Raw genomic sequence first — 21,938 nt, 5'->3', positions numbered from 1 at the left:
TTAACCTTGTTGTCTTATTGATTTTTATTGTGTTTTATTAATTACTAAAAGCACCTTGAGAAGCCAGGCATACGTAAACGTCTGCTTGAAGCCCTGTTTTTGCATAATAATGTGTGTCAATAGTGTTACGTACTTGCTCAACTAAATGATCCGGTGTTAAAGCAACGATACAACCACCAAAACCACCACCGGTCATACGCACTCCGCCTTTATCGCCTAAAACTTGAGCAGTAATATCCACTAAAAAGTCTATTTGAGAGGTAGTAATATCAAAATCATTTTTCATTGATAGGTGCGATTGTGCCATAAGTTGGCTCATAGTTACCATATCATTGACGTTTAGCGCTTTGAGAGCTAGTTCGGTACGGGTATTTTCAGTGACTATATGTTTAGCGCGCTTATATATTAATGGCGGTAAATTAGCTTGCTCTGCTTCTATTTCCTCAAGAGTAACATCGCGCAATGCCGGTTTATTAAAGTGCTTTGCTGCAGCTTCGCATTGCTCGCGTCGGGTATTGTATTCGCTGTCGACCAGCCCTCTTTTAACATTAGAGTTAACAATAACTAACGACATTCCCTTTGGAATCACAGCATATTCAAAGGTTAAACTTCTGCAATCGAGCAACATGGCATGCCCTTGCTTGCCCATCGACGAAATTAATTGATCCATAATGCCGCAATTACAGCCGACAAAGTTATTTTCAGCACTTTGTCCCATAAGTGCCGCTTTAACACCATCGAGCGGAATATTGTTTAATGTTGCAAACGTTTTTAAAAGAGCAATTTCAAAACTAGCTGATGAACTCAAACCTGTACCTTGTGGCACATTTCCCGATACCACTAAGTCGGCGCCACTAATATTTGGATAGCTTTGCATTAATGCTTGCAGTGTGCCGCGAATATAATTAACCCACATTTGTTGTTGGCTAAATTCTATTTTATCTAGGCTAAAACTATTGGTTTCGCTGTTACAATCAATTGCTAAGACGTTAATGTTGCGATCAGCTCGTGCTTTTGCAGCAATGTCGGTGCCAAAATTAATCGCAGCAGGTAGCACAAAACCATCATTATAATCTGTGTGTTCACCAATAAGATTAACGCGCCCAGGTGCATGAAATAGCTGTTCTGGCGGGCAATTAAAATGTTGTTCAAATTGGCTAATAAGCATTGTAGTTCTTGGCATTACTGAGCCTCCTTATAATGTACGTTTGGTACATCACGTAATCTTTGTGCTGCTTGCTCTGGGGTTAAATCACGTTGTGATTCAGCCATCATTTCGTAACCCACCATAAATTTACGCACAGTAGCTGAGCGTAATAATGGTGGAAAAAAGCTTGCATGAAGCTGCCATTCACTATGCTCTTGCCCATCATAAGGCGCGCCGTGCCAGCCCATAGAATATGGGAACAAACAATTAAATAAATTGTCGTATTTAGTGGTAATTTGTTTTAATGCATCGGCTAGAGTTACCGCTTGTTCTGGGGTTAAGTCGACCATACGTGTTAACGCAAAACGCGGTAATAATAAGGTTTCAAATGGCCAGCCTGCCCAGTACGGTACAACCACCAGCCAATCTTCATTTTTAACAACAACACGCTCGCCCGACTGCGCTTCACGCTGAGCGTAATCAAGTAATAAGTTACTGTTATATTTTTTAGCATAGTCGCTCAGCGCATGTTGTTTTTTATTTACCAAAGTAGGTAATTGCTGCTGCGACCAAATTTGGCCATGCGGATGCGGATTTGAGCACCCCATCATCGCCCCTTTGTTTTCGAATACCTGCACCCAGTTATACTTTTCGCCTAACTCTAAGCACTGGCTTTGCCATGTTTTAACAATGTCGGTAATGGCGCTAATACTAAGTTGCGGTAAGGTTTTGCTGTGATCTGGAGAGAAGCAAATAACACGACTTTCGCCTTGCTCTGTGGCCATTTTAAATAGCGGATCATCTGTTTTAAATTCTGGAGTATCAATTTTCAGAGCTGCAAAGTCATTAGTAAACACGTAAGTTTTTTTATAGTTGTCATTAACTTCACCGTTTATGCGAGTATTACCAGCACATAAAAAACAGTTTTCATCATGACTTTCTCTAACGTCTTCATCAAGAGTTTCAACTTGTCCCTGCCAAGGTCGTTTGGCACGATGCGGTGAAACTAACACCCACTCATCAATCAATGGATTGTAGCGACGATGTGGATGCTCAGTTGGGTCAAAAATTGTATCCATAAATATCTCAAATGTGGTTTATGATAAAACTAAAAAGGGTAAACGCTTACCCCACTATTTGCAACCTAAAAAATCAACATATACAGCCCACGTTAAATAGTGTAAATTTTATTATTAACAGGATGTAGAAAACGATTACCCGTCAATGACAACAATAAAAGATGTAGCCAGAATTGCAGGCGTGTCTATCGCCTCGGTATCTCGTGTAATTAATAATGGCCCTAAAGTAAGTAAGGCAACCATAGAAAAAGTAAATAAAGTAATGCAAGAGCTTGGCTACACGCCCAATGCTAATGCACGTGCTTTAGTAACCCGAAAAAGTATGACCATAGGCGTGGTGATCCCCGAACTTAGCGATCCATTTTTTGCATCATTAGCCAGCGGGGTAGATAAAGTAGCCCGCGAAAATAATATGCAATTGTTGTTAAGTACCGCAGGACAAAGTGTAGAATCTGAACGCGCTGCTATCAATTTATTACTTGAGCGCCGCTGCCAAACTGTTGTTATGCATAGTAAAATAATTCCTGACTGCGAACTAATTACTTTATGTGAAAAACTCCCCGGCTTAGTGCTTATCAATAGACACATTGAGCAAATAAAACATAAATGTATTTGGTTAGATAACGAAGAAGGCGCAAAAATAGCAGCGCGCCATCTAATGACGCTCAAACATAAAAACATTGCCTGTATAAGCAGTAAATATCAAATTGAAGATCCTGCGCTACGCCTTAATGGTTTTTCGGCAGAACTAAATATGGCAGGTAATCCAATTAGCCCTGCGCTGATTAAATACGCGGAGCCTACCCTACAAGGCGGACAAAGCGCTGCGCAAAACTTATTAGCCTCTGGGCAGCCCTTCAGCGCTATTTTTGTTTATAACGATGCTATGGCTATTGGTGCTATTTCAACACTTGAAGATAATGGCTATAAAGTACCCGGTGATGTGTCGGTGATTGGTTTTGATGATGTGCTGATTGCGCGTTATTCAAGGCCAAAACTAACCACTTTAAACTATCCCATTGAAAAAATGGCGCAGCATGCAGCTCAGTTGGCGTTAACACACTTTAAAAATGAAATAGTTGAAAGTGTCAGTCACAGTGAGCATAAATATTTACCCCGCTTGGTCAAACGAGAGTCAACGAGTATCAAAAATAGCCCATAAATAAAAAAGTTGATGAGTAATACCCTAAAGTATTACCGCATCAACTTATGCATAAATTATAAATAACTTAATCGTAATTAAAACAATGCTTTATTGCGGTACTCTTACCACGCCTTCCATAAGTACCCGTGCACTGCGGCTCATACTGGCTTTAGTTACTTGCCAGTTACCATCCGTATTTGTAGCGTGTGCGCCTACTTTTAAGGTGCCCGATGGGTGACCAAAGTTAACTTCACTCAATGCCCCGCCACCAGCGGCTAAATTAACTAACGTACCGTCAATTGCCGCAGCGGTACCAATAGCTACTGCTGCTGTGCCCATCATTGCATGGTGTAATTTACCCATAGACATAGCGCGCACTAACAAGTTAATTTCACTGGCGTTAATTTGCTTACCGCTTGACGCTTTGTAATTTTGTGCTGCACCAACAAATGCCACTTTAGGTGTATGTTGGCGTGCTGCTGCCTCATCAATATTTTGTATGAGTCCCATTTTAACTGCGCCATAGGCACGAATGGTTTCAAGCTTTTCAAGCGCTGCTGCATCTGCGTTTATATCATCTTGCAATTCAGTGCCGGTATAACCAATGTCGCTTGCATTAACAAAAATGGTGGGAATGCCTGCGTTGATCATCGTCGCTTTTAAAGTACCGACTCCCGGCACTTCTAGGTCATCAACCACATTGCCAGTTGGGAATAACGCCCCGTCGCCATCTGCAGGGTCAATAAATTCAAGTTTTACTTCAGCTGCTGCAAATGTAACGCCGTCTAGCTCAAAGTCACCGGTTTCTTGTACTTCGCCATTAGTCATAGGTACATGCACTAAAATGCTTTTTTTAATATTGGCTTGCCACACACGTACAACAGCAACGCCATTATCGGGTACACGGCTTTTATCAACTAAGTCATTACTAATAGCAAAAGCACCGACAGCTGCGGTTAAATTACCGCAGTTGCCGCTAAAATCAACAAATGCTTTATCTATTGCCACTTGGCCAAATAAATAGTCAACATCGTGATCGGCTTGCTCACTTTTACTTAAAATAACCGTTTTACTGGTGCTAGATGTAGCACCGCCCATACCATCGGTTTGTTTGCCGTACGGATCTGGGCTGCCAATAACGCGCAGTAATAAGTTATTACGTGCCTCACCTGCCACTTGGGCAGGCTTTGGCAAGTCACTAAGGTTAAAAAACACCCCTTTGCTAGTACCGCCACGCATGTATGTGGCTGGTACTTTAATTTGTGGTTTAAACATAATTAACCCTGCCCTTATGCTGTTTTTGTAGCTTCTAAAAAGTCTTGTGCAAAGCGTTGTAATACACCACCTGCAGCATAAATAGACAGCTCTTCTTGTGTATCTATACGACATTTCATTGGTACGTTTAGTACTTCGCCATTTTTACGAGTGATCGACAAGTTAAGTGTGCAACCAGGGGTTGGTTCACCCGTTACATCGTAACTTTCACTGCCATCTAGTTTGAGTGTTTTACGAGTTGTTCCCGCTTTAAACTCTAGCGGTAAAACGCCCATACCCACTAGGTTAGTACGGTGAATACGTTCAAACCCTTCAGCTGCAATTACTTCAACACCCGCGAGTCTTACGCCTTTTGCCGCCCAATCGCGCGACGAGCCTTGGCCATAATCTGCGCCAGCCACAATAATAAGTGGTTGCTTACGCTGCATGTATGCTTCGATTGCTTCCCACATGCGAGTATTTTTGCCCTCTGGTTCTATGCGCGCGTACGAACCTTGCTTAATTTCGCCGCTTTCATCAAGTACCATTTCATTTAGCAATTTAGGGTTAGCAAACGTAGCGCGCTGCGCTGTTAAATGATCGCCCCTATGGGTTGCGTATGAGTTAAAGTCTTCCTCAGGTACGTTCATTTTTAATAGGTATTCACCCGCGGCACTGCTGGCCATTATCGCATTTGAAGGCGATAAGTGATCGGTTGTAATGTTATCGCCAAGTACTGCCAGTGCACGCATACCTGTCATGGTACGCTCGCCCGCTAATGCACCTTCCCAATAAGGAGGTCGGCGAATATAAGTGCTTTCTGGACGCCATTCGTATAGCGGGTCGTTATCTTCACCGTAATCTACGGTTAAGTTAAACATGGGCTCGTATACTTTTCTAAATTGCTCTGGCTTAACGCTTTGCTTAACTACTGCGTCAATTTCTTCATCTGACGGCCATAAATCTTTAAGGGTAACGTCGTTACCTTGCTGATCTTTACCTAGTATATCTTTTTCAATATCAAAACGAATCGTACCAGCAATTGCATAAGCAACAACCAAAGGCGGCGATGCTAAAAACGCTTGTTTGGCGTAAGGATGAATACGGCCGTCAAAGTTACGGTTACCCGACAGTACCGCGGTGGCGTATAAGTCGCGATCAATCACTTCTTTTTGAATTACAGGGTCAAGCGCGCCACTCATGCCATTACACGTAGTACAAGCAAAACCAACAATACCAAAACCTAGCTGTTCAAGTTCAGTAAGTAAGTTAGCGTCTTCTAGGTACGATTGCACGGCTTTAGAGCCCGGTGCTAATGAGGTTTTTACCCAAGGTTTACGCGTTAACCCCTTGGCGTTAGCATTACGCGCAAGTAATGCCGCGGCAATCACGTTGCGTGGGTTACTGGTGTTTGTACAGCTGGTAATAGCGGCAATAATACACGCACCATCTGGCATTAAGCCTGCTTCGTTTTCAACTACGCCTGAAATACCTTCTTTAGCTAAATCGCTTGTAGATACACGGCGATGTGGATTTGATGGCCCAGCAATGTTGCGCCCCACACTTGATAAATCAAACTTAAGCACGCGATCGTACTGCGCTGTTTTTAAGCTATCGCTCCACAAGCCGGTGGTTTTAGCGTAGTTTTCTACCAGTGCAATTTGCTCTTCTTCACGACCCGTTAAACGCAAATAATCTATGGTCATATCGTCGATGTAAAACATCGCCGCTGTGGCACCAAATTCAGGCGTCATATTTGAAATAGTTGCACGATCGCCCAGCGTAAGTGCATCGGCACCTTCACCGTAAAATTCTAAGTATGCTGATACCACACGCTGCGCGCGTAAAAATTCAGTAATAGCCAGTACGATATCGGTAGCGGTAATACCCGGTTGGCGCTTACCTGTTAGCTCAACCCCTACAATGTCTGGCAGGCGCATGTACGAAGCGCGCCCTAGCATTACGCTTTCTGCTTCAAGGCCACCTACACCCACAGCAATAACACCCAGTGCATCAACGTGTGGAGTATGGCTATCTGTACCTACTAAGGTATCTGGGAAGGCAATACCATCGCGGTTTTGAATTACCGGCGACATTTTTTCAAGGTTAATTTGATGCATAATGCCGTTACCTGGCGGGATCACATCAATATTTTTAAACGCTGTTTTGGTCCAGTTTATAAAATGGAAACGGTCATCGTTACGTCTGTCTTCTATAGCACGGTTTTTTTCAAATGCATCGGGATCAAACCCTGCATGCTCTACCGACAAAGAGTGATCTACAATTAATTGCGTAGGTACAACTGGGTTTACTTTAGACGGATCGCCACCTTTAGCAGCAATCGCGTCACGCAGTCCAGCTAAGTCAACCAGTGCAGTTTGACCCAAAATATCGTGACACACTACACGCGCCGGATACCAAGGAAAGTCTAAATCTTGTTTGCGTTCAATCAACTGGTTTAGTGCATCGGTAAGCATTGCTGGATCGCAGCGGCGCACTAAGTTTTCGGCAAATACACGTGATGTATAAGGCAGTGTTGCATATGCACCTGGTTTAATTGCATCAACAGCTGCTTGAGCATCAAAATAATCAACGTTTGAATTGGGTAAGGGTTTTCGATATTCAGTATTATTTATTATAGTCATTAAAATATTCGCTAATTTGGTGACGGTGGTTGTGCACTACTAGCTTATTTAAGGAGAGAGTGAAAAGTGATGAGCCTTAAAATAGTGTGCAGCAAATAAAAAAGGTGAGCACTTTACGTGCCCACCAAATAATTTTAACGTGATTCGATAGGTGTGTAGCTACGTGCATCTGGCCCAGTGTAATCAGCACTTGGACGAATAATACGGTTATTTGCACGTTGCTCTTTAACGTGTGCTGTCCAACCTGTTACGCGGCTCATTACAAATATTGGCGTAAATAATTTGGTCGGAATATCCATAAAGTGATACGCCGATGCGTGGAAGAAATCAGCATTACAAAATAACTTTTTCTCGCGCCACATTACTTCTTCACAACGAACAGACACAGGGTAAAGTACATCATCACCTACTTCTGCTGCGAGCTTTTCAGACCACTTTTTAATAATTACGTTACGTGGATCTGATTCGCGATAAATAGCGTGGCCAAAGCCCATAATTTTATCTTTACGCTCAAGCATGCCCATCACTTCTTGCTCTGCTTGATCTGCGCTGGTGAAGTTTTCAATCATATCCATTGCCGCTTCGTTAGCACCACCATGTAATGGCCCACGTAACGTACCTATGGCACCGGTTACACATGAATGAATATCAGATAGCGTTGATGCACACACACGACCAGTAAAGGTTGAGGCATTAAATTCATGCTCTGCGTATAAAATTAGTGACACATTCATTACTTGAGCAAATAGCTCAGACGGGGCTTTATCGTGTAATAAGGTTAAAAAATGCGCGCCAACTGAGTCGTCATCTGTTTGCGTTTCAATGCGTACGCCATCATGCGTAAAGCGATACCAGTAACAAATAATACTTGGAAATACTGCAACCATGCGGTCAATTGCATCATTGGCTTCGCTAAAATCATTTTCCATTTCAAGGTTACCCAGCATAGAGCAACCTGTGCGCATCACATCCATTGGGTGTGCGTCTTTTGGAATGTTCTCAAGCACTGTTTTAAGCGCTTGTGGTAAGCCGCGTAAGCTTTTTAGTTTAGCTTTGTATTCTGCAAGCTCACCAGTTGTTGGTAATTCGCCACGAGATAATAAAAACGATACTTCTTCAAACTGCGCTTTTTCAGCAAGCTCGCTAATATCGTAACCACAATAAGTTAAACCTGAACCTGTTTGGCCTACTGTACATAATGCAGTTTGACCTGCTACTTGTCCGCGTAAACCTGCACCCGCTAATACTTTAGTACTCATAATTTATCTCCTTAAATTGTTATTATTATTTAGTTGATGAAAAAAGGTTATCTAGGGTATTTTCATAGGTGTGATAATCTAAAAAATCATACAGCTCAGCACGGGTTTGCATATTTTCAATTTGGCTTTGTTGCGAACCTTCATTTAAAATTGAGCTGTATACATTATAGGCTGCTTTGTTCATCGCTCTAAATGCGCTTAATGGGTAAAGCACCATTTCAACGCCTACATCGCCTAACTGCTCTTTAGTATAAATAGGCGTTTGACCAAACTCAGTAATGTTAGCCAATACAGGAACGTTAATCGCTTTTGTAAATGCTTGGTAGTCGGCAAGGTCGTGCACGGCTTCTGCAAAAATGGCGTCTGCACCGGCTTCAACACACGCTGCTGCGCGCTCAATAGCGGCATTTAAACCTTCTTTTTGAAACGCATCGGTACGTGCCATAATGTAAAAGTCACTATCGGTTTTTGCATCTACAGCAGCTTTAATACGGTCAACCATTTCACCTTGGCTAACTATTTCTTTATTTGGGCGGTGGCCACAACGCTTTTGCGCTACTTGGTCTTCAATATGAAAACCGGCAGCACCTGCTTTAGTCATTTCTTTTACTGTACGGGCTATATTAAACGCACCACCCCAACCTGTATCAGCATCTACTAATAAAGGTAAGTCGCTTGCACCGGTAATACGGCGAATATCTTCAAGCACGTTATCAAGGCTAGTCATACCTAAATCAGGCATACCAAAAGAAGCATTGGCAACACCAGCACCCGATAAGTAAATTGCCTGATGACCCATTTTTTCAGCCATCATTGCTGTGTACGCATTAATAGTACCCACTATTTGTAATGGGTGATTATTGGCAATAGCCTGTTTAAACTTTGATCCTGCTGACATTCGTTTCTCCTAACTTTGAACGGTGGCTGCTCTGGGGCAGTTTTGATATTTTAAATACTAAAACGATTTATTTAACTGGCTTTAGTTTGCGCTGCAAGTAAATCAAATTTAGTTTGAATATTGGCTTGTGAAGCACTTATGTGGCGCTTCATCAACATTTCGGCTAATTCTCCATCGTGGTTTTCAATCGCATTAATAATTGCTAAGTGCTCATCAAATGCTTTTGATACACGCGGACCAACCATACCCATTTGTACGCGGTACATTCTTATTAATTGATAAAGGTCGTGGCATAGCAAATGAATCAAGTGGGCATTTTTACTGCCTTTAATAATGCGGTAATGAAAATCTAAATCACCCGCTTCTTGATAGTACGACTCGCCTTCTTTTACTCGTTGCGTTTTTAAATGCTGATTAAGTAATTGCTTTAAACCTTGGACTTCATCGGCTGCCATATTGTCGGCAGCAAGACGACACGCCAAGCCCTCTAAGGCACTGCGCACTTGATAAACTTCTATCAAGCGATCTGCTGTTAACGATACAACTCGGCAACCTATGTTGGCTTTACGCTCAACTAAGTAACAGCTTTCTAAACGATTTAACGCTTCACGCAGCGTTGCACGGCTCACTCCATAACGCTTTGCCAGTTCTGGCTCAGATATTTTACTGCCTTGTGCTATGCTGCCCTCTACTATTTCTCGGCGCATATTTACAAACACTTGATCTGATGCGGTTGTAATAGGTGTTTCATTTAACAGGCTTTGCGTCATAGGTTACTATTAGATTGTCGACAATTTATAAAGCCACTATGAACTCACTACCACTAAGTGTCAACCCTAAAACAGTATGTAAAACTTAAAAAACACACTTATTGTCGACATCATTAGCCTAAAGTATAATAATTATCTGCTCTAAAGTGATAAACCACTGCTAAGTGTCGACACCAATAAAAACTAACTTTTTACCTGTTAAGCACTGAAACACACTTTAAGAAATGTTATTATTTGTCTTTAATATAACGACTGGCCAAACCGTGGACGCAAATACCTTTATCCCCGAGCACTTTATCGATGATGTAAAAACCTATTTACCTGCACACCTAGATATAGACGACTTTATTAATGCTTGCCGGCGGCCACTACGAAAATCTATTCGTGTTAATACCTTAAAAATATCTGTTACTGAGTTTAAGCAATACGCTAAGCAAAAAAATTGGCTACTCACTCCTATTCCATGGTGCGAGGAAGGTTTTTGGTTAGAGCGCCCTGCCGCAGAAGAGCAAAACCTAGCACTTGGCAATACCGATCTTCACCTTAGCGGTGCTATGTATGTTCAAGAAGCAAGCTCCATGCTGCCCCCCATAGCACTAAAACAAAGTATAGAGCACACTAATTACGTTCTTGATATGGCATCTGCACCTGGTTCTAAAACTTCGCAGCTTGCTGCACTAATGAATAACCAAGGGGTGTTGGTTGCAAATGAGCTTTCGTCATCACGCTTAAAAGTACTTAGCGCTACTTTAAAACGCATGGGAGTAGGTAACTGTGCGTTATCGCATTTTGATGGGGTGATTTTTGGTAATTATATGTTTGAGTGCTTTGATAGCATTTTACTCGATGCCCCCTGCTCTGGCGAAGGCACAGTACGAAAAGATGCAGATGCACTAAAAAATTGGTCAATCGACTCTAATATTGAAATTGCCCAAGTACAAAAAGATCTAATTAAAAGTGCATTTTACGCCTTAAAGCCCGGTGGAACCTTAGTGTATTCAACCTGTACGCTTACTCCACTTGAAAACCAACACGTGTGCGACTTTTTACTCAGTGAATTTGGCGACTGTATAATACCCGAGTCTTTAAGTGATCTATTTCCTGGCGCAAGTAAAGCAACTACGCCAGAGGGGTATTTACATGTGTGGCCGCAAACTTTCGACAGTGAAGGCTTTTTTATTGCCAAATTCAAAAAACAAGCAAGTAGTGACAACCCTAATCTAAAAGTCAAAAAAGGTGCTTTTCCGTTTCAGCAATTTGAGAGCAAAAAAAGTGCTGTTTTTATGCAAACACTTAAGCAACAATTTGGTTTAAATACCTTACCGGGCATATTAATGCAGCGCGATAAAGAGCTGTGGTTATTTCCGCAGGAGTTTGAAGCTGTGCAAAACAAAATTAAATACGCCCGTTTAGGCATTCAACTTGGTGCCATTCATAATAATGGCGTGCGTTTAGCCCACGAGTTTGCAACCGCATTTGGTAAGCAGTGTAAAAGTAATGTGTTGCCTTTAACCGACACTCAAGCTAACGACTACTTTCAGGGTAAGGATATTCGCTTAGCTGATGTAAGCCAAAATACAGGAGAGGTTATTTTAACTTTATGTGGCTGCCCTATTGGCTTAGGTAAATGGCAAAAAAATAAAGTTAAAAACTCACTCCCACGCGATCTAGTACAAAATACGCAGCTAATAACATGGGCACAAAGCAATTAAACAGCGTTTAATGTAAAATGTGAGTATTAAAACATGTATACATTTTTGAATATAATTGGGTTGTTAAAAGTACTTAAATTCGGATAATAAATGTGCGGTTTTAATGATTTTAGCTATACTTATATGTACTTTCTTCTTCTCCCTATAATCAAGAAAGCGTCTTCAGTTAACGTAAGGCTCAACTAAGGGCCATTTTATAGCCCAGAGTTTTTATAACTCTGGGCATTTTTATTTGCCACTATCACAATGTTTTTTAAATATATAACTTTTGCGAACAGAATCGAAATCGCCACCAAATTGTAACGATAAACACAATATGGGTAAGCTATTACTTTGTTTTGCAATATCAAATACTTGATTGAATTTATAGCCATATTTAACTGCTAACTTCAATTCGTTAACATATAAAGCTTTGTATTGTGGAGTTAGTTGCGACCAATGAATCAACGCTATTTGAATAATACCTAAATGTACATCAAGCTTATAAGGTCCTACTTTTTTTGCTTGTTGAATATAATCATAAACCTGCTCTGTGGGCCCATCTTGATAACTCACCACTTGCGCCAATGCTATCCAAGTTTCTGCCCATGTTTGCCTTAATTCAATAGACTTTAAAAGCGCTTGTTCGGCTTGTTTATAAGCCAGCTGATGTGTAGGAGCATTAATTACAGTCGGCTGATTTAAAATACTTACTGATAATATTTTTATATACGCATTCAAGTGCCAATAATGAGGATGGCTTGGCTCAAATTTAGCCGCTAAAGTAATAGCTTTTTCGGCCTGCTTTAATTCTGAGCGCTTAATTGGAGAGGACAGCTGTTCCAGCGTATTTCTAGCATTAAAATACCAAGCATTGGCGCGTATGCTTTTTATACTGTAATAGGCAATAAACAAGGTTATAAGCGCTAAAACAATAATAGGGATTAACCTATTTAATTTAAAACTAATCACAAAATAGTGACTCAGTTAAGCGCCAAGGGTTAGTTACAAATAACATATGTGCTTTATCCTCCCCTACTAAATTACTCACAATGTGTTTTGCTTTACTAAGTATTGGCGGCCTACGTTTTACCGAATGCGCATCAGAGGCAACATAATTAACTAAATTACCTTTAAGCATGTCATTGCTAATTTGTTTTGCTTTATCCCCCCACCCCCCTTCAATACTTGAAGCGGTTAATTGAAACTCACAACCTAACTGCTTTAAATGTTCTATATAAAAAGGATTAGCCTGAATATCACGGTTACGTTCAGGGTGAGGTATAATCACTTTAATATTTTGTTTTGTTAACCAGCCAATAAACTTATCGTAGCCTGGTGGTACATGAGAATGTGGTAGCTCTAACAATAAGTAATTTGCTCCGGCTAAATTCCCAATGAAGGGCAATTTATTTGCCTTTACCAGTGCCATTAACTCTATATCAAGGCGTACTTCTGCCGCTACTGCTAGTTTTATAGTAATTTGAGCCTGTTTTGCATGCTCTTTTAAATCAGCTAAGTCTCTGCGAAGTTGTACCGCGGAGTTATCAAATCGCCCTATATGAATATGCGGAGTAATCACCATATGTGTTATTCCATCACTTTGCGCTAGCTTTAATAATGCTAAAGATTCATTTAAATTTTTAGCGCCATCGTCAATACCGGGTAAAATATGCGAATGAATATCAATCATAATTTAGCCATTAGGTTGAGGTTTTTCTGGCGGTTGTGAGTAATCATAATAATCATAGTATCCGTAGCTATGCTCATCTTTAGTTTTGCTCATATCTACTTGGTTAAGTATAACGCCTGCCACATGTGCTTTTACCTCAAACAAACGCTCTAACCCAGCTTTAATCGGTTTTACCCTTGTTACGTCTGCTCTCACTACATACACTACCGAATCAACACTTTGTGCAATTACTAATGCGTCACTAACCGCTTGTGTTGGGGGAGTGTCAATAATGATGTGATCGTACTTGGTTTTTAAAACCTTTAATAACTCATCAAACCGGGCGCTAGAGAGTAACTCTAACGGATTTGATGGTATTTGCCCACTTGGCATAATAGCAACACCAGAGCGCTCATCTAAATGAACGCACTCAGAAAACTGCTCTGTACCAGTAATTAAATTACTTAAGCCCGGGTGAAATACAGGTATATCAAACCGTTTTGCTAAGCTGGGTTTACGTAAATCAGCATCAATCAGTAAAACGCTCCCCATTTGCGCAAGCGATAAGGCTAAGTTAGCTGATGTGGTGGTTTTCCCTTCACCTGGGACGCTTGATGTAACTGCTATTATTTGATGATTTCGGTCTAACTGAGTAAGCAATAAGCTTGTTCTAAATGTACGCACAGATTCTGCAAAGCGACGGTATTTATCCTCTAAATATGCGTATATCGGAAACGGATTCTTTCTCGATATTTTAACTTTGGGTAATAAACCTAGCATGCGTTGCGCTAGTTTACTTTCAACGTCATTTTTTGTTTTTACCGTATCGTTTAATGCATCAAATATAAAGCTCATCACTACTGCAAAGGCAAAGCTAGCTATAAATGTAATTATTACAATAAGCTTTTTATTGGGCTTACTGGGATATTTAGGTGTGTATGCTCTATCGGTAAAGCGAGCTGCTGCTGAGGTGAAGTCGCTGGTTACTTCGGTTTCTTTAGAGCGAGATAAAAATGTATTAAATATATTTCGGTTAGTTTCAACTTCACGTTTTAACTGATTATACTGCGTTTCTTTGCGTGTAATATATTGATAATCATCTCGGATTTTTTTCAAATCCGCTTCTAATGTATTAACGGTTCGAGTTGTTCTGTTTAACTCTTTTTCGATACCTGTAACTAGGCCTTTAATTTGCTTATTTAAATTAGCTTTTACAGTTGCAAGTTCAGCTTTAGCAGAAATCATTTTTGGGTGCTTATTGCCATATACTTCGCCCAAGTCACTCACTTTTCGCTCAACAAGTACTAACTCGCGCTTTACATCTTGTACTACTTTATGTGATGTTATTTCCGGCATACTACCTAAAAATTCTATATTATTATTTCCGTACTCCTTGATTACTCTGTTTATACTCTTTAAATTATTTCTTGCGGCTCGAGCATCAACTAACTGCTGAGACATTTGCTCTAGCTCTTGTGTCACTAGCCCCGCAATACCTTCTATATCAACTAATTGCTGCGCCTCTCGGTACGCCTGCAGTCGAACCTCTGAATCATCTAATTGGATCCGTAACTGTGACAAGCGTGTGTTTAACCAGCTTGTTGCCTGTTGCGTTATCCCCATTTTGGCGCGCATTTGGCTGTCTATGTATACCTCACCTACCGTATTTGCTACTAAGGCTGCAAGTTTAGAATCACTCGACTCAAAACTCACCCTAACTAATTGCGTTTTACGAATTGGTGAAACTATTAATGCTTTATTAAATATACTAAGCAAATCTTGCATTTGTTGCTCAACTTGATCTTCATACGAGAGCGCAGCAACTTCTTTTTTATTTAAAAAAGGCAGCAACTCTTTAATTAGTATATTAACTTCATTAAATATTGAAGGTTTTGGAATAAAGTCAGTGTGTGACTGCAGATCTAGTTTCGTAATAACTTCACGTGCAATACTGTCTGATTTTATTACCTCAAATTGAGTTAAATAATATTCTTTTTGGTTTGAGTCTAAACCATATATTTCTTCAAAACTAACCGCTTTAGCCTGCTCAGCTTCAATTAATAACGTTGCACTTGCTTTATATTTAGGTATTAAAGTTAACGTAATCATTATCGCTAATAATGTAATAACTATCGCAAAGCTCAAAATTCGCCACTTTGCTTGCTTAATAACATTAAAGTTAATGCCCAACTCAATTACATCATCATTATTATTTAATTTTTCTGATTTTTGATTCATTCATCACTGCCTTTAACGGCTTAAAACAAGCGCTGTTCTATTTTAATGGTGTCGCCCGCTGCAATTTGACTGTTTAAACTGCCTCTAATTTGTTGCTCTTTGGTTTGTTCTTTAAAAATATATATTTTATCTATCGATGCTCGCTCTGTTAATCCACCGCCAAGTGCAATCGCTTGATTTACTGTCATTGCCGGCTGATAAGGGTATGCACCTGGGTTATTTACCTCACCATGAATATAAAAAGGTCGATATTGTGTAACTTGCGCATACACATTGGGGTTAACTAAATAGTCAGGCTGTAGCCCTCTTATTATTATTTGTTCAACCTGTGATGTATTTAGGCCAGCGAGTTTAACTTTTCCCAAAAAAGGGTAATTAACTTTGCCACTGTTACCTAATAACGCCGTCACATCTAAATCTGGTTGGCCAAAAACTTTTATTTCAATTTTGTCACCTGGCCCTAAAGTATAGTTTTGCGCATTTTGGCCAAAACTATTAAAACTTAATAAAAAAGCCAGGCAAACAAGCATCCAAAATTTCATCGATTAGCCTTTAAAACAAAGGTAAAATTAATCCCGACAATGACACGATCATATTCAATCGTATTTTGATTAGAGTTTTTATCTATAAAATCAACGTAACTAGATACCATCCCAAAGTTACTAACCAAATAGTTTAAACCTAGTCGAGCCGCTGTTGTTTTATCTTGTCTGCCAACATCCCCAGTGTATTGCTCATCTGCATAATTTAAACTTGCCAACGAACTAAAGTAATTACTCCAATTGTGATCCCAGGTAATGTTATAAACACTCTCTTTAATATAATCACCTGCTACTAAGGGATCTTTAGCTGAGCGGCTAGTTAAAAATTGTAACGATGAATAAGTAAGTGGTTGCCAAAGTACTGCGGCTTCCCAGCTTAAACCGGTAAAATCTTCACGTAGGTCAGAAAAAAAATCTTTGTCTTGATAACCGACTTTGAAGGTACCGGATGTTACCGCCGTTGCCTCCCACTCTATTCCCAGTAATATTTTTCTGTCATCTGAATCTCGTGAAATACCATTGGCTTGCAAAACATCATAGCGGTACTTTTCTTGTGTTAGCTCCAAAAAAGTGCGCGTTGCTGCAAGCGTATTGTAGTAACCGGTTATTCCCACTAAAGTTTTATCATAATCGCGATATTGAGATACAGGTCTAAAATTTTGGTATTTTTTATTGAAAAAACCAGCAATAAGCGCAACTTGAGCTTTAGAGCTTTTTGCGCCATATTCATAACGCGTTGTTACATTTTGCTGTTGGTACTTTACTAATTCATTAACAATATCCCCCAAACCTTCGGTTAAACCACTTCCTCTGGGTTCATATAACCAATCTGCATCACCTTTAATATCGAGTCTATGCTGTTGGGTAAACTCTTTATGAACGCTCGCTGCTGTGGTCACTTGAGTGAAGTTATCTGTGGTATCTTTATTATGAAAGGACGTTATTGTTCCAACATTAAGCTTATAATTGTCTGGGCCATCTTCAATTACAGCCGAAATGTTAGGTGATATATTCCATATTAACCGCGACTCCTCATTAATTGGTGTTCTAAAAAAGTTATTATTAGTACTCACTCCTGTTTGTAGTGTAGGCGTTATTTCGGCACCATCTTTTGTAATAATACTACCTGGTTTTAGGTTAGCCGTTGCATAAGGACTGCCCCCAATACAAACAACGAGTAGGCAAGGGGCAATTGTATTAGTAGGCATTTTCATTCTTAAATCCTTTAAATATTGTTATGATTATTATTTTTATATCAAATAGTAATGACCAGTTCTTAATATAGTGTAGGTCATACTCTACACGTTTCGCCATTTTTATTAACGTATCTGTTTCACCACGCCAGCCGTTAACTTGCGCCCACCCTGTAATGCCTGGTTTGGCTTTGTGCCTAAACATATAAAACTCTACTTTTTTTCTATACTCTTCGTTGTGCGCAACCGCATGAGGTCTTGGGCCAACAATGGACATGTCACCTTCAAGTACATTTAAAAACTGAGGAAGTTCATCAAGACTCGTACGTCGCAAAAATCGGCCTAACTTTGTTATCCTCACATCATTTTTTGTAGCTTGAGTTACCACTTTGCTGTTTTCTGTGACTGTCATTGAACGGAATTTCCAAACTTTTATTTTTCGTCCATCAAGTCCATAACGATCTTGCTTAAATATTACAGGACCAGCTGATGTTAATTTCACTGCCGCGGCAATAACTAATAGTAATGGCGAAATCAATAACAATATAATCATTGAAAACACAATATCCTCTGTACGCTTAATAAACTCATGAGCACCAATGCATGGCGACTCAAACACACTCAAAGTATCAACTTCGCCAACATGTTCAATACGCGCATGTATAAGATTAGAAAGCAAAAAGTCAGGTATTATATGCACATCAACTGTGGTATCACCCAGCTGCAATAAAATGTCTGCAATACGTTTTTCTGCTTTCATGGGAAGAGCAATATATAACACATCAACTCTGCCCTCTCTTGCTAAATCCACAGCTTTTTGTATGTTGCCTGCAACATCATGAGAGGCTAATTTACTAAATAAACGCTCTGGGTTTCTATCATCAAAAAACCCTAAAAACTTAAAGCCTAACTCATCATTCTTCTCAATTTCATCATATAAGTAAGCAGCGGTTTCTGTAGCACCAATGATGGCTACATTGCGTAAATATGAACCAAATTTACGACGATTTCGCCTATACAAGTACACAGCTAAGCGCCATAAATATAAATAAAGCATGCTTAATAAAAACCACAAGCTAATGCCAATCCGAGATAAGGATTCTGAAAACTTAAAAATAAATGATATAAAAAACAAACAAGCGAATGAAACTAATAAAGCGCCCCAAACACACAACATCATTACCCTAAACTTCCCTGCTCGCCACGATCTATAAGTGGAAAATATTTCAGCGCAATATAAGTAAATTAATGCAACACTTAGCACTGATACCATATAAAAAGAGCTTAGATTAAAGTTATAAAATAAGGCGGAGCATTGAAAAGCAAAAAACAATGCAAAAATATCGAAGAGTCTATAAAAGCAGGCATCTGACGAACCTGATAACTTAAATGTCCTTGAAGAGCTCATAACTATTAATTCCTATTAATTGGTCTCAGGTAAGAAGAAGCATCACTAGACTATGGAATTAATACTAAATTAACATCTCAAATTGCACAATTAACATACAGGCGGGTTTACTAATATACAAAAGGTTAAAGCTATTTTATTAAACATATTTCTTAAAATATAAATGTATCTAAACTACAACTCCCCATCTAAACAACAGCCCTTTTTTATGTAATCATGCTTAGATATTTAAATAAACAATGCATGAATCCATCTGGTTAATATTATGAGTAGGGTATACGTAACTTACTCTCTCAGTAAAAACTATGCCGATGAATAAAAGCTAATAGCATAATATTACAATAAATTTTGCACATTTTTGGCTCTGTTCTTGATGTGTAATTTGCCCTACAGCTATTTTTAATTATCATCTACTTAGTTTTAGCAACTACATTCATTTACTAACAACATAATAGCAACCTATTACCTTGGGGCTTAATTACTGTTTACTTGAAGGTTTTAATAGTTTTATTTATAGCCAATAAAATAAACAACTTAAAAAAACAAACACAAAATAAACAAACATAAAACAAAAACAAACATAAAAGATCGCTTTATACAGCCTGCTTATCAGTGTTTAGGTTTAAACTGCGACTATATAAAAACTACTATCAACCAAACCCTGTGAAATAGTACATTTTTACCCTAGTGTAATCCTTTAGAAAAATAATAGGCTGTACAAAAAGTAAGAGAGCAGACCGCTAACTGGTTTAGATAATAATTAATAACACAACCGAAAACACGTTATAAGTGTTTGCTTCTAAGTTTTAAATAAGCATAGTGCGTCTATTATTTGGTGGGTTTAAGGTAGCCTGGGGGAATGTTATACTACACACGGTGGCAATGACTAACCAGTAAGGCTTACACAAACGTTTGGCGTTAGTTAATAAACAAAAAACGCTAAGTACTGAAGAGCTTAAGCGCAAACAATATCAAGCCTAAATACGGTGAATACTGAAAACTTAGCTTTTATATTTTGAGTTGATGGGAGCCCTACACACTTGCAAATTAACAATAATATAAGCTAGGCTCTATTTATCTAAAGAACAAGATAAGTCTTTGTAAATAAAGTTAATATAATTTTTTAATCTGATTTTTTATGCCACGAGGTATAAACGAAGCCAACCGTTCTTTTAAGCTTGTAACTGCTTCATGCTTTAGATTATAAAAGCCGTTGTTAATTATTTGGTTACTAGCTGCACAAAAAACTGGTTTTTTAGTGATATGATTAATTTCAATACTTTGCTTATAGTCGCTTTCAATAAAAAGCTCTGCACTACTTTTTTGATAAAATAAAGCTTTATGCTTTGCATGACTAATTTGCTTTTGTCCTCCTTCTTTACCAGGTAAATCTTGCATAATTAAATACTCGTATTCTACTTTATACTTTTTTAACCATATCTCAGTCTGTTCTCGATACTTTTCTGACCGGCTGGTAACAAGCGCATAAACTTTTCTAGAGGGTATAAATAATGGCTGTGCATTTAAAATAAACTCAATGTACTTTTCGGCATCATTAGTTTGCTCTTCAGTAGGGTCAATACACAAAACACCATCTATATCTAAACAAGCAGTCGTTAAAATTGGATGATGAAAAATGTTCCATTCAAACACCCTTGGTGATGGTAGGTACTCTAGAAAAAAATCAACATCATTTCTTTGTTTTAGTGATGAGTAAATTGCACATGTCGTAATTTTACTGTGTAAATATGTGGGAATTAAAGCCATATCAGCTTTAATCGAGTCACCTTTTGCAATACTGTCATCCACTAATAATATTTTTTGTGCGTTTTGTGGGTATTTTAAATATTGATTTTTACTTTTTCGTGTACTTCCTGTTTTGAGCTCTGAATTATTAATTAAAGAAATCAAATCCGTACAATGAATATTCAAATACAATGCCAGCATATTAGCTGGTGTTAAACCACTTCTTGGAAGGCCTACAATTAAATCAAAGTTTAAACTCTGTATTTTAGGCAAGTGTTCTTTTATATCCTGACTTAAATGACAATAACTTTTATAATTCATTAGAATCACCCTCCCTTAAAAACATTTTACCTAACATACTAAAATTATTATTAATTACATTGCTTTTATTAAGGTTAGTACAATTTATCGCAATAATGTAGATCTCACGTCAAAAATAGCCATCAAATTGTTATTATATCTTTGATTTAAGCGTTAGCTTCACGCTAATAGAAATTAACTTTTACCACTCCCTTTAATTACAAAACTCTTTTAGTACTGGAGCGATATACATTTAAAAAAAACAATGGGATCCCGACAACATAACGAGAAAATAACCTTTTAGGCTCTAGAGCAAATCTGTATAGCCACTCAAAACCAAGCTTTCTAAATATCGTCGGTGCGCGCTTTACCCTACCCGCTTGAAAATCCAATATTGCACCACCACATATTATTATCATTTTATTTTTGCTCTGTAGTTTTAGTTGTGTAGCTATCAGCTCTTGCTTAGGCATACCCATAGCAAGAACGACTACGTTAAGACTCTCAGTTTGATACTGTAAATTGTGCTCAAGATAACAGTCGACATCTTTAAACCCATTTAAACTATAATATTGGGAGGTGTTAAAAAGCGAGGTTGCACCTATATCTAACCAAGGTTGCTGAGTACCGTACGCAAAAAGGGTCATTTCCTTGTTAGATAAATATAATTGCGAGATTAATCGCGGAATAAAGTCTGTACCATTTAAGTTAGATTGAGGGTCAATATTGTTGTACAAGCACGCTAATTCAACCCCTTTACCGTCTCTGAATAAATAATCTAAATCGAAAAAGTTAGCTTTTATAGCATCACTACTACTTATTAAGTTATATGCATACTGATTTAAAAAACCGATCGAAATTGCTTTATCCGTATTTGTGATACGCTCTAAAATACTGGCTAAAGATACCTCATTGACTAAAGTTAATGACTTTAAGATAGGGTCCATCGCTT

At 38.8% G+C, this 21,938-nt stretch carries 17 protein-coding genes; 2 read left to right on the top strand and 15 right to left on the bottom strand.

The annotated features are described in order from the left end of the window. Positions 1–37 precede the first annotated feature (37 nt). Together galK and AAEZ22_RS05240 are read right to left on the bottom strand one after the other, a co-directional pair. Positions 38–1,183, bottom strand: a complete 1,146-nt coding sequence (gene galK / locus AAEZ22_RS05245) for a galactokinase (RefSeq protein WP_352296451.1) — start codon at positions 1,181–1,183, stop codon at positions 38–40. Further along, on the bottom strand, positions 1,183–2,226 hold the full coding sequence (locus AAEZ22_RS05240) for a UDP-glucose--hexose-1-phosphate uridylyltransferase (RefSeq protein ID WP_352296448.1): 1,044 nt from the start codon (positions 2,224–2,226) through the stop codon (positions 1,183–1,185). The genes galK and AAEZ22_RS05240 overlap by 1 nt, the downstream gene beginning before the upstream one ends. Before the next feature lie 145 nt (positions 2,227–2,371). Here AAEZ22_RS05240 and AAEZ22_RS05235 point away from each other — a divergent pair, with 145 nt between their 5' ends. After that, a complete protein-coding gene (locus AAEZ22_RS05235) occupies positions 2,372–3,388 on the top strand; it encodes a LacI family DNA-binding transcriptional regulator (protein WP_179807279.1) in 1,017 nt (338 codons plus the stop codon). 90 nt (positions 3,389–3,478) lie between these two features. Here the strand turns inward: AAEZ22_RS05235 and prpF are convergent, their stop codons facing one another. The 5 genes from prpF to AAEZ22_RS05210 all read right to left on the bottom strand — a co-directional run bounded on the left by prpF (position 3,479) and on the right by AAEZ22_RS05210 (position 10,196). Continuing rightward, positions 3,479–4,645 (bottom strand): 2-methylaconitate cis-trans isomerase PrpF, encoded by a 1,167-nt coding sequence (gene prpF, locus AAEZ22_RS05230; RefSeq protein WP_041454466.1) that lies wholly within the window; start codon positions 4,643–4,645, stop codon positions 3,479–3,481. A 14-nt stretch (positions 4,646–4,659) separates the two neighbouring features. After that, positions 4,660–7,269 (bottom strand): Fe/S-dependent 2-methylisocitrate dehydratase AcnD, encoded by a 2,610-nt coding sequence (gene acnD, locus AAEZ22_RS05225; protein ID WP_011328449.1) that lies wholly within the window; start codon positions 7,267–7,269, stop codon positions 4,660–4,662. 134 nt (positions 7,270–7,403) lie between these two features. Continuing rightward, entirely contained in the window at positions 7,404–8,528 is a 1,125-nt protein-coding gene (gene prpC / locus AAEZ22_RS05220; protein ID WP_011328450.1) for a bifunctional 2-methylcitrate synthase/citrate synthase, read from the bottom strand. A gap of 25 nt (positions 8,529–8,553) precedes the next feature. Beyond that, positions 8,554–9,426, bottom strand: a complete 873-nt coding sequence (gene prpB / locus AAEZ22_RS05215; RefSeq protein WP_011328451.1) for a methylisocitrate lyase — start codon at positions 9,424–9,426, stop codon at positions 8,554–8,556. Between the two features lie 71 nt (positions 9,427–9,497). Continuing rightward, positions 9,498–10,196, bottom strand: coding sequence for a GntR family transcriptional regulator (locus AAEZ22_RS05210; RefSeq protein ID WP_011328452.1), 699 nt, complete (start codon positions 10,194–10,196; stop codon positions 9,498–9,500). A 263-nt stretch (positions 10,197–10,459) separates the two neighbouring features. Between AAEZ22_RS05210 and rsmF the strand changes: the two genes are divergently transcribed. Further along, complete coding sequence (gene rsmF / locus AAEZ22_RS05205) at positions 10,460–11,908, top strand: 16S rRNA (cytosine(1407)-C(5))-methyltransferase RsmF (RefSeq protein ID WP_041454719.1); 1,449 nt, start codon at positions 10,460–10,462, stop codon at positions 11,906–11,908. Positions 11,909–12,136: 228 nt separating this feature from the next. On the opposite strand, the gene AAEZ22_RS05200 is transcribed toward rsmF, so the two are convergent. The 8 genes from AAEZ22_RS05200 to AAEZ22_RS05165 all read right to left on the bottom strand — a co-directional run bounded on the left by AAEZ22_RS05200 (position 12,137) and on the right by AAEZ22_RS05165 (position 21,933). Continuing rightward, positions 12,137–12,859 carry a VpsP family polysaccharide biosynthesis protein gene (locus AAEZ22_RS05200; protein ID WP_352296443.1) on the bottom strand — a complete coding sequence of 241 codons (723 nt, stop codon included), beginning with the start codon at positions 12,857–12,859 and terminating at the stop codon, positions 12,137–12,139. Beyond that, positions 12,852–13,580: a tyrosine-protein phosphatase gene (locus tag AAEZ22_RS05195; RefSeq protein WP_179807281.1), complete on the bottom strand. Its 729-nt coding sequence runs from the start codon at positions 13,578–13,580 to the stop codon at positions 12,852–12,854. The genes AAEZ22_RS05200 and AAEZ22_RS05195 overlap by 8 nt, the downstream gene beginning before the upstream one ends. Positions 13,581–13,583: 3 nt before the next feature. After that, positions 13,584–15,797, bottom strand: a complete 2,214-nt coding sequence (locus AAEZ22_RS05190; protein WP_089368428.1) for a GumC family protein — start codon at positions 15,795–15,797, stop codon at positions 13,584–13,586. Between the two features lie 20 nt (positions 15,798–15,817). Continuing rightward, a complete protein-coding gene (locus AAEZ22_RS05185; RefSeq protein WP_089368429.1) occupies positions 15,818–16,339 on the bottom strand; it encodes a polysaccharide biosynthesis/export family protein in 522 nt (173 codons plus the stop codon). Beyond that, complete coding sequence (locus tag AAEZ22_RS05180) at positions 16,336–17,553, bottom strand: outer membrane beta-barrel protein (RefSeq protein ID WP_352296440.1); 1,218 nt, start codon at positions 17,551–17,553, stop codon at positions 16,336–16,338. Before AAEZ22_RS05180 ends, AAEZ22_RS05185 begins: the two co-directional genes overlap by 4 nt. Beyond that, on the bottom strand, positions 17,537–18,940 hold the full coding sequence (locus AAEZ22_RS05175) for an undecaprenyl-phosphate glucose phosphotransferase (protein WP_352296437.1): 1,404 nt from the start codon (positions 18,938–18,940) through the stop codon (positions 17,537–17,539). Before AAEZ22_RS05175 ends, AAEZ22_RS05180 begins: the two co-directional genes overlap by 17 nt. Positions 18,941–20,050: 1,110 nt before the next feature. Next, a complete protein-coding gene (locus AAEZ22_RS05170) occupies positions 20,051–21,007 on the bottom strand; it encodes a phosphoribosyltransferase (RefSeq protein ID WP_011328461.1) in 957 nt (318 codons plus the stop codon). A gap of 197 nt (positions 21,008–21,204) precedes the next feature. Further along, positions 21,205–21,933 (bottom strand): WecB/TagA/CpsF family glycosyltransferase, encoded by a 729-nt coding sequence (locus AAEZ22_RS05165; RefSeq protein WP_089368434.1) that lies wholly within the window; start codon positions 21,931–21,933, stop codon positions 21,205–21,207. Positions 21,934–21,938 lie beyond the last annotated feature (5 nt).

Source organism: Pseudoalteromonas sp. 20-MNA-CIBAN-0454 (assembly GCF_040308685.1).
Lineage (GTDB): Bacteria > Pseudomonadota > Gammaproteobacteria > Enterobacterales > Alteromonadaceae > Pseudoalteromonas > Pseudoalteromonas nigrifaciens.
Note: the sequence above shows the minus strand (reverse complement) of the source record. Positions and strands in the feature narration are given on the sequence as shown.

What these genes read in the sequence shown, in the direction of transcription:
- galK (WP_352296451.1), bottom strand. Translation starts at nt 1,183, where the DNA reads ATGCCAAGAACTACAATGCTTATTAGCCAATTTGAACAACATTTTAAT.
- AAEZ22_RS05240 (WP_352296448.1), bottom strand. Translation starts at nt 2,226, where the DNA reads ATGGATACAATTTTTGACCCAACTGAGCATCCACATCGTCGCTACAAT.
- AAEZ22_RS05235 (WP_179807279.1), top strand. Translation starts at nt 2,372, where the DNA reads ATGACAACAATAAAAGATGTAGCCAGAATTGCAGGCGTGTCTATCGCC.
- prpF (WP_041454466.1), bottom strand. Translation starts at nt 4,645, where the DNA reads ATGTTTAAACCACAAATTAAAGTACCAGCCACATACATGCGTGGCGGT.
- acnD (WP_011328449.1), bottom strand. Translation starts at nt 7,269, where the DNA reads ATGACTATAATAAATAATACTGAATATCGAAAACCCTTACCCAATTCA.
- prpC (WP_011328450.1), bottom strand. Translation starts at nt 8,528, where the DNA reads ATGAGTACTAAAGTATTAGCGGGTGCAGGTTTACGCGGACAAGTAGCA.
- prpB (WP_011328451.1), bottom strand. Translation starts at nt 9,426, where the DNA reads ATGTCAGCAGGATCAAAGTTTAAACAGGCTATTGCCAATAATCACCCA.
- AAEZ22_RS05210 (WP_011328452.1), bottom strand. Translation starts at nt 10,196, where the DNA reads ATGACGCAAAGCCTGTTAAATGAAACACCTATTACAACCGCATCAGAT.
- AAEZ22_RS05195 (WP_179807281.1), bottom strand. Translation starts at nt 13,580, where the DNA reads ATGATTGATATTCATTCGCATATTTTACCCGGTATTGACGATGGCGCT.
- AAEZ22_RS05190 (WP_089368428.1), bottom strand. Translation starts at nt 15,797, where the DNA reads ATGAATCAAAAATCAGAAAAATTAAATAATAATGATGATGTAATTGAG.
- AAEZ22_RS05185 (WP_089368429.1), bottom strand. Translation starts at nt 16,339, where the DNA reads ATGAAATTTTGGATGCTTGTTTGCCTGGCTTTTTTATTAAGTTTTAAT.
- AAEZ22_RS05180 (WP_352296440.1), bottom strand. Translation starts at nt 17,553, where the DNA reads ATGAAAATGCCTACTAATACAATTGCCCCTTGCCTACTCGTTGTTTGT.
- AAEZ22_RS05175 (WP_352296437.1), bottom strand. Translation starts at nt 18,940, where the DNA reads ATGAGCTCTTCAAGGACATTTAAGTTATCAGGTTCGTCAGATGCCTGC.
- AAEZ22_RS05170 (WP_011328461.1), bottom strand. Translation starts at nt 21,007, where the DNA reads ATGAATTATAAAAGTTATTGTCATTTAAGTCAGGATATAAAAGAACAC.
- AAEZ22_RS05165 (WP_089368434.1), bottom strand. Translation starts at nt 21,933, where the DNA reads ATGGACCCTATCTTAAAGTCATTAACTTTAGTCAATGAGGTATCTTTA.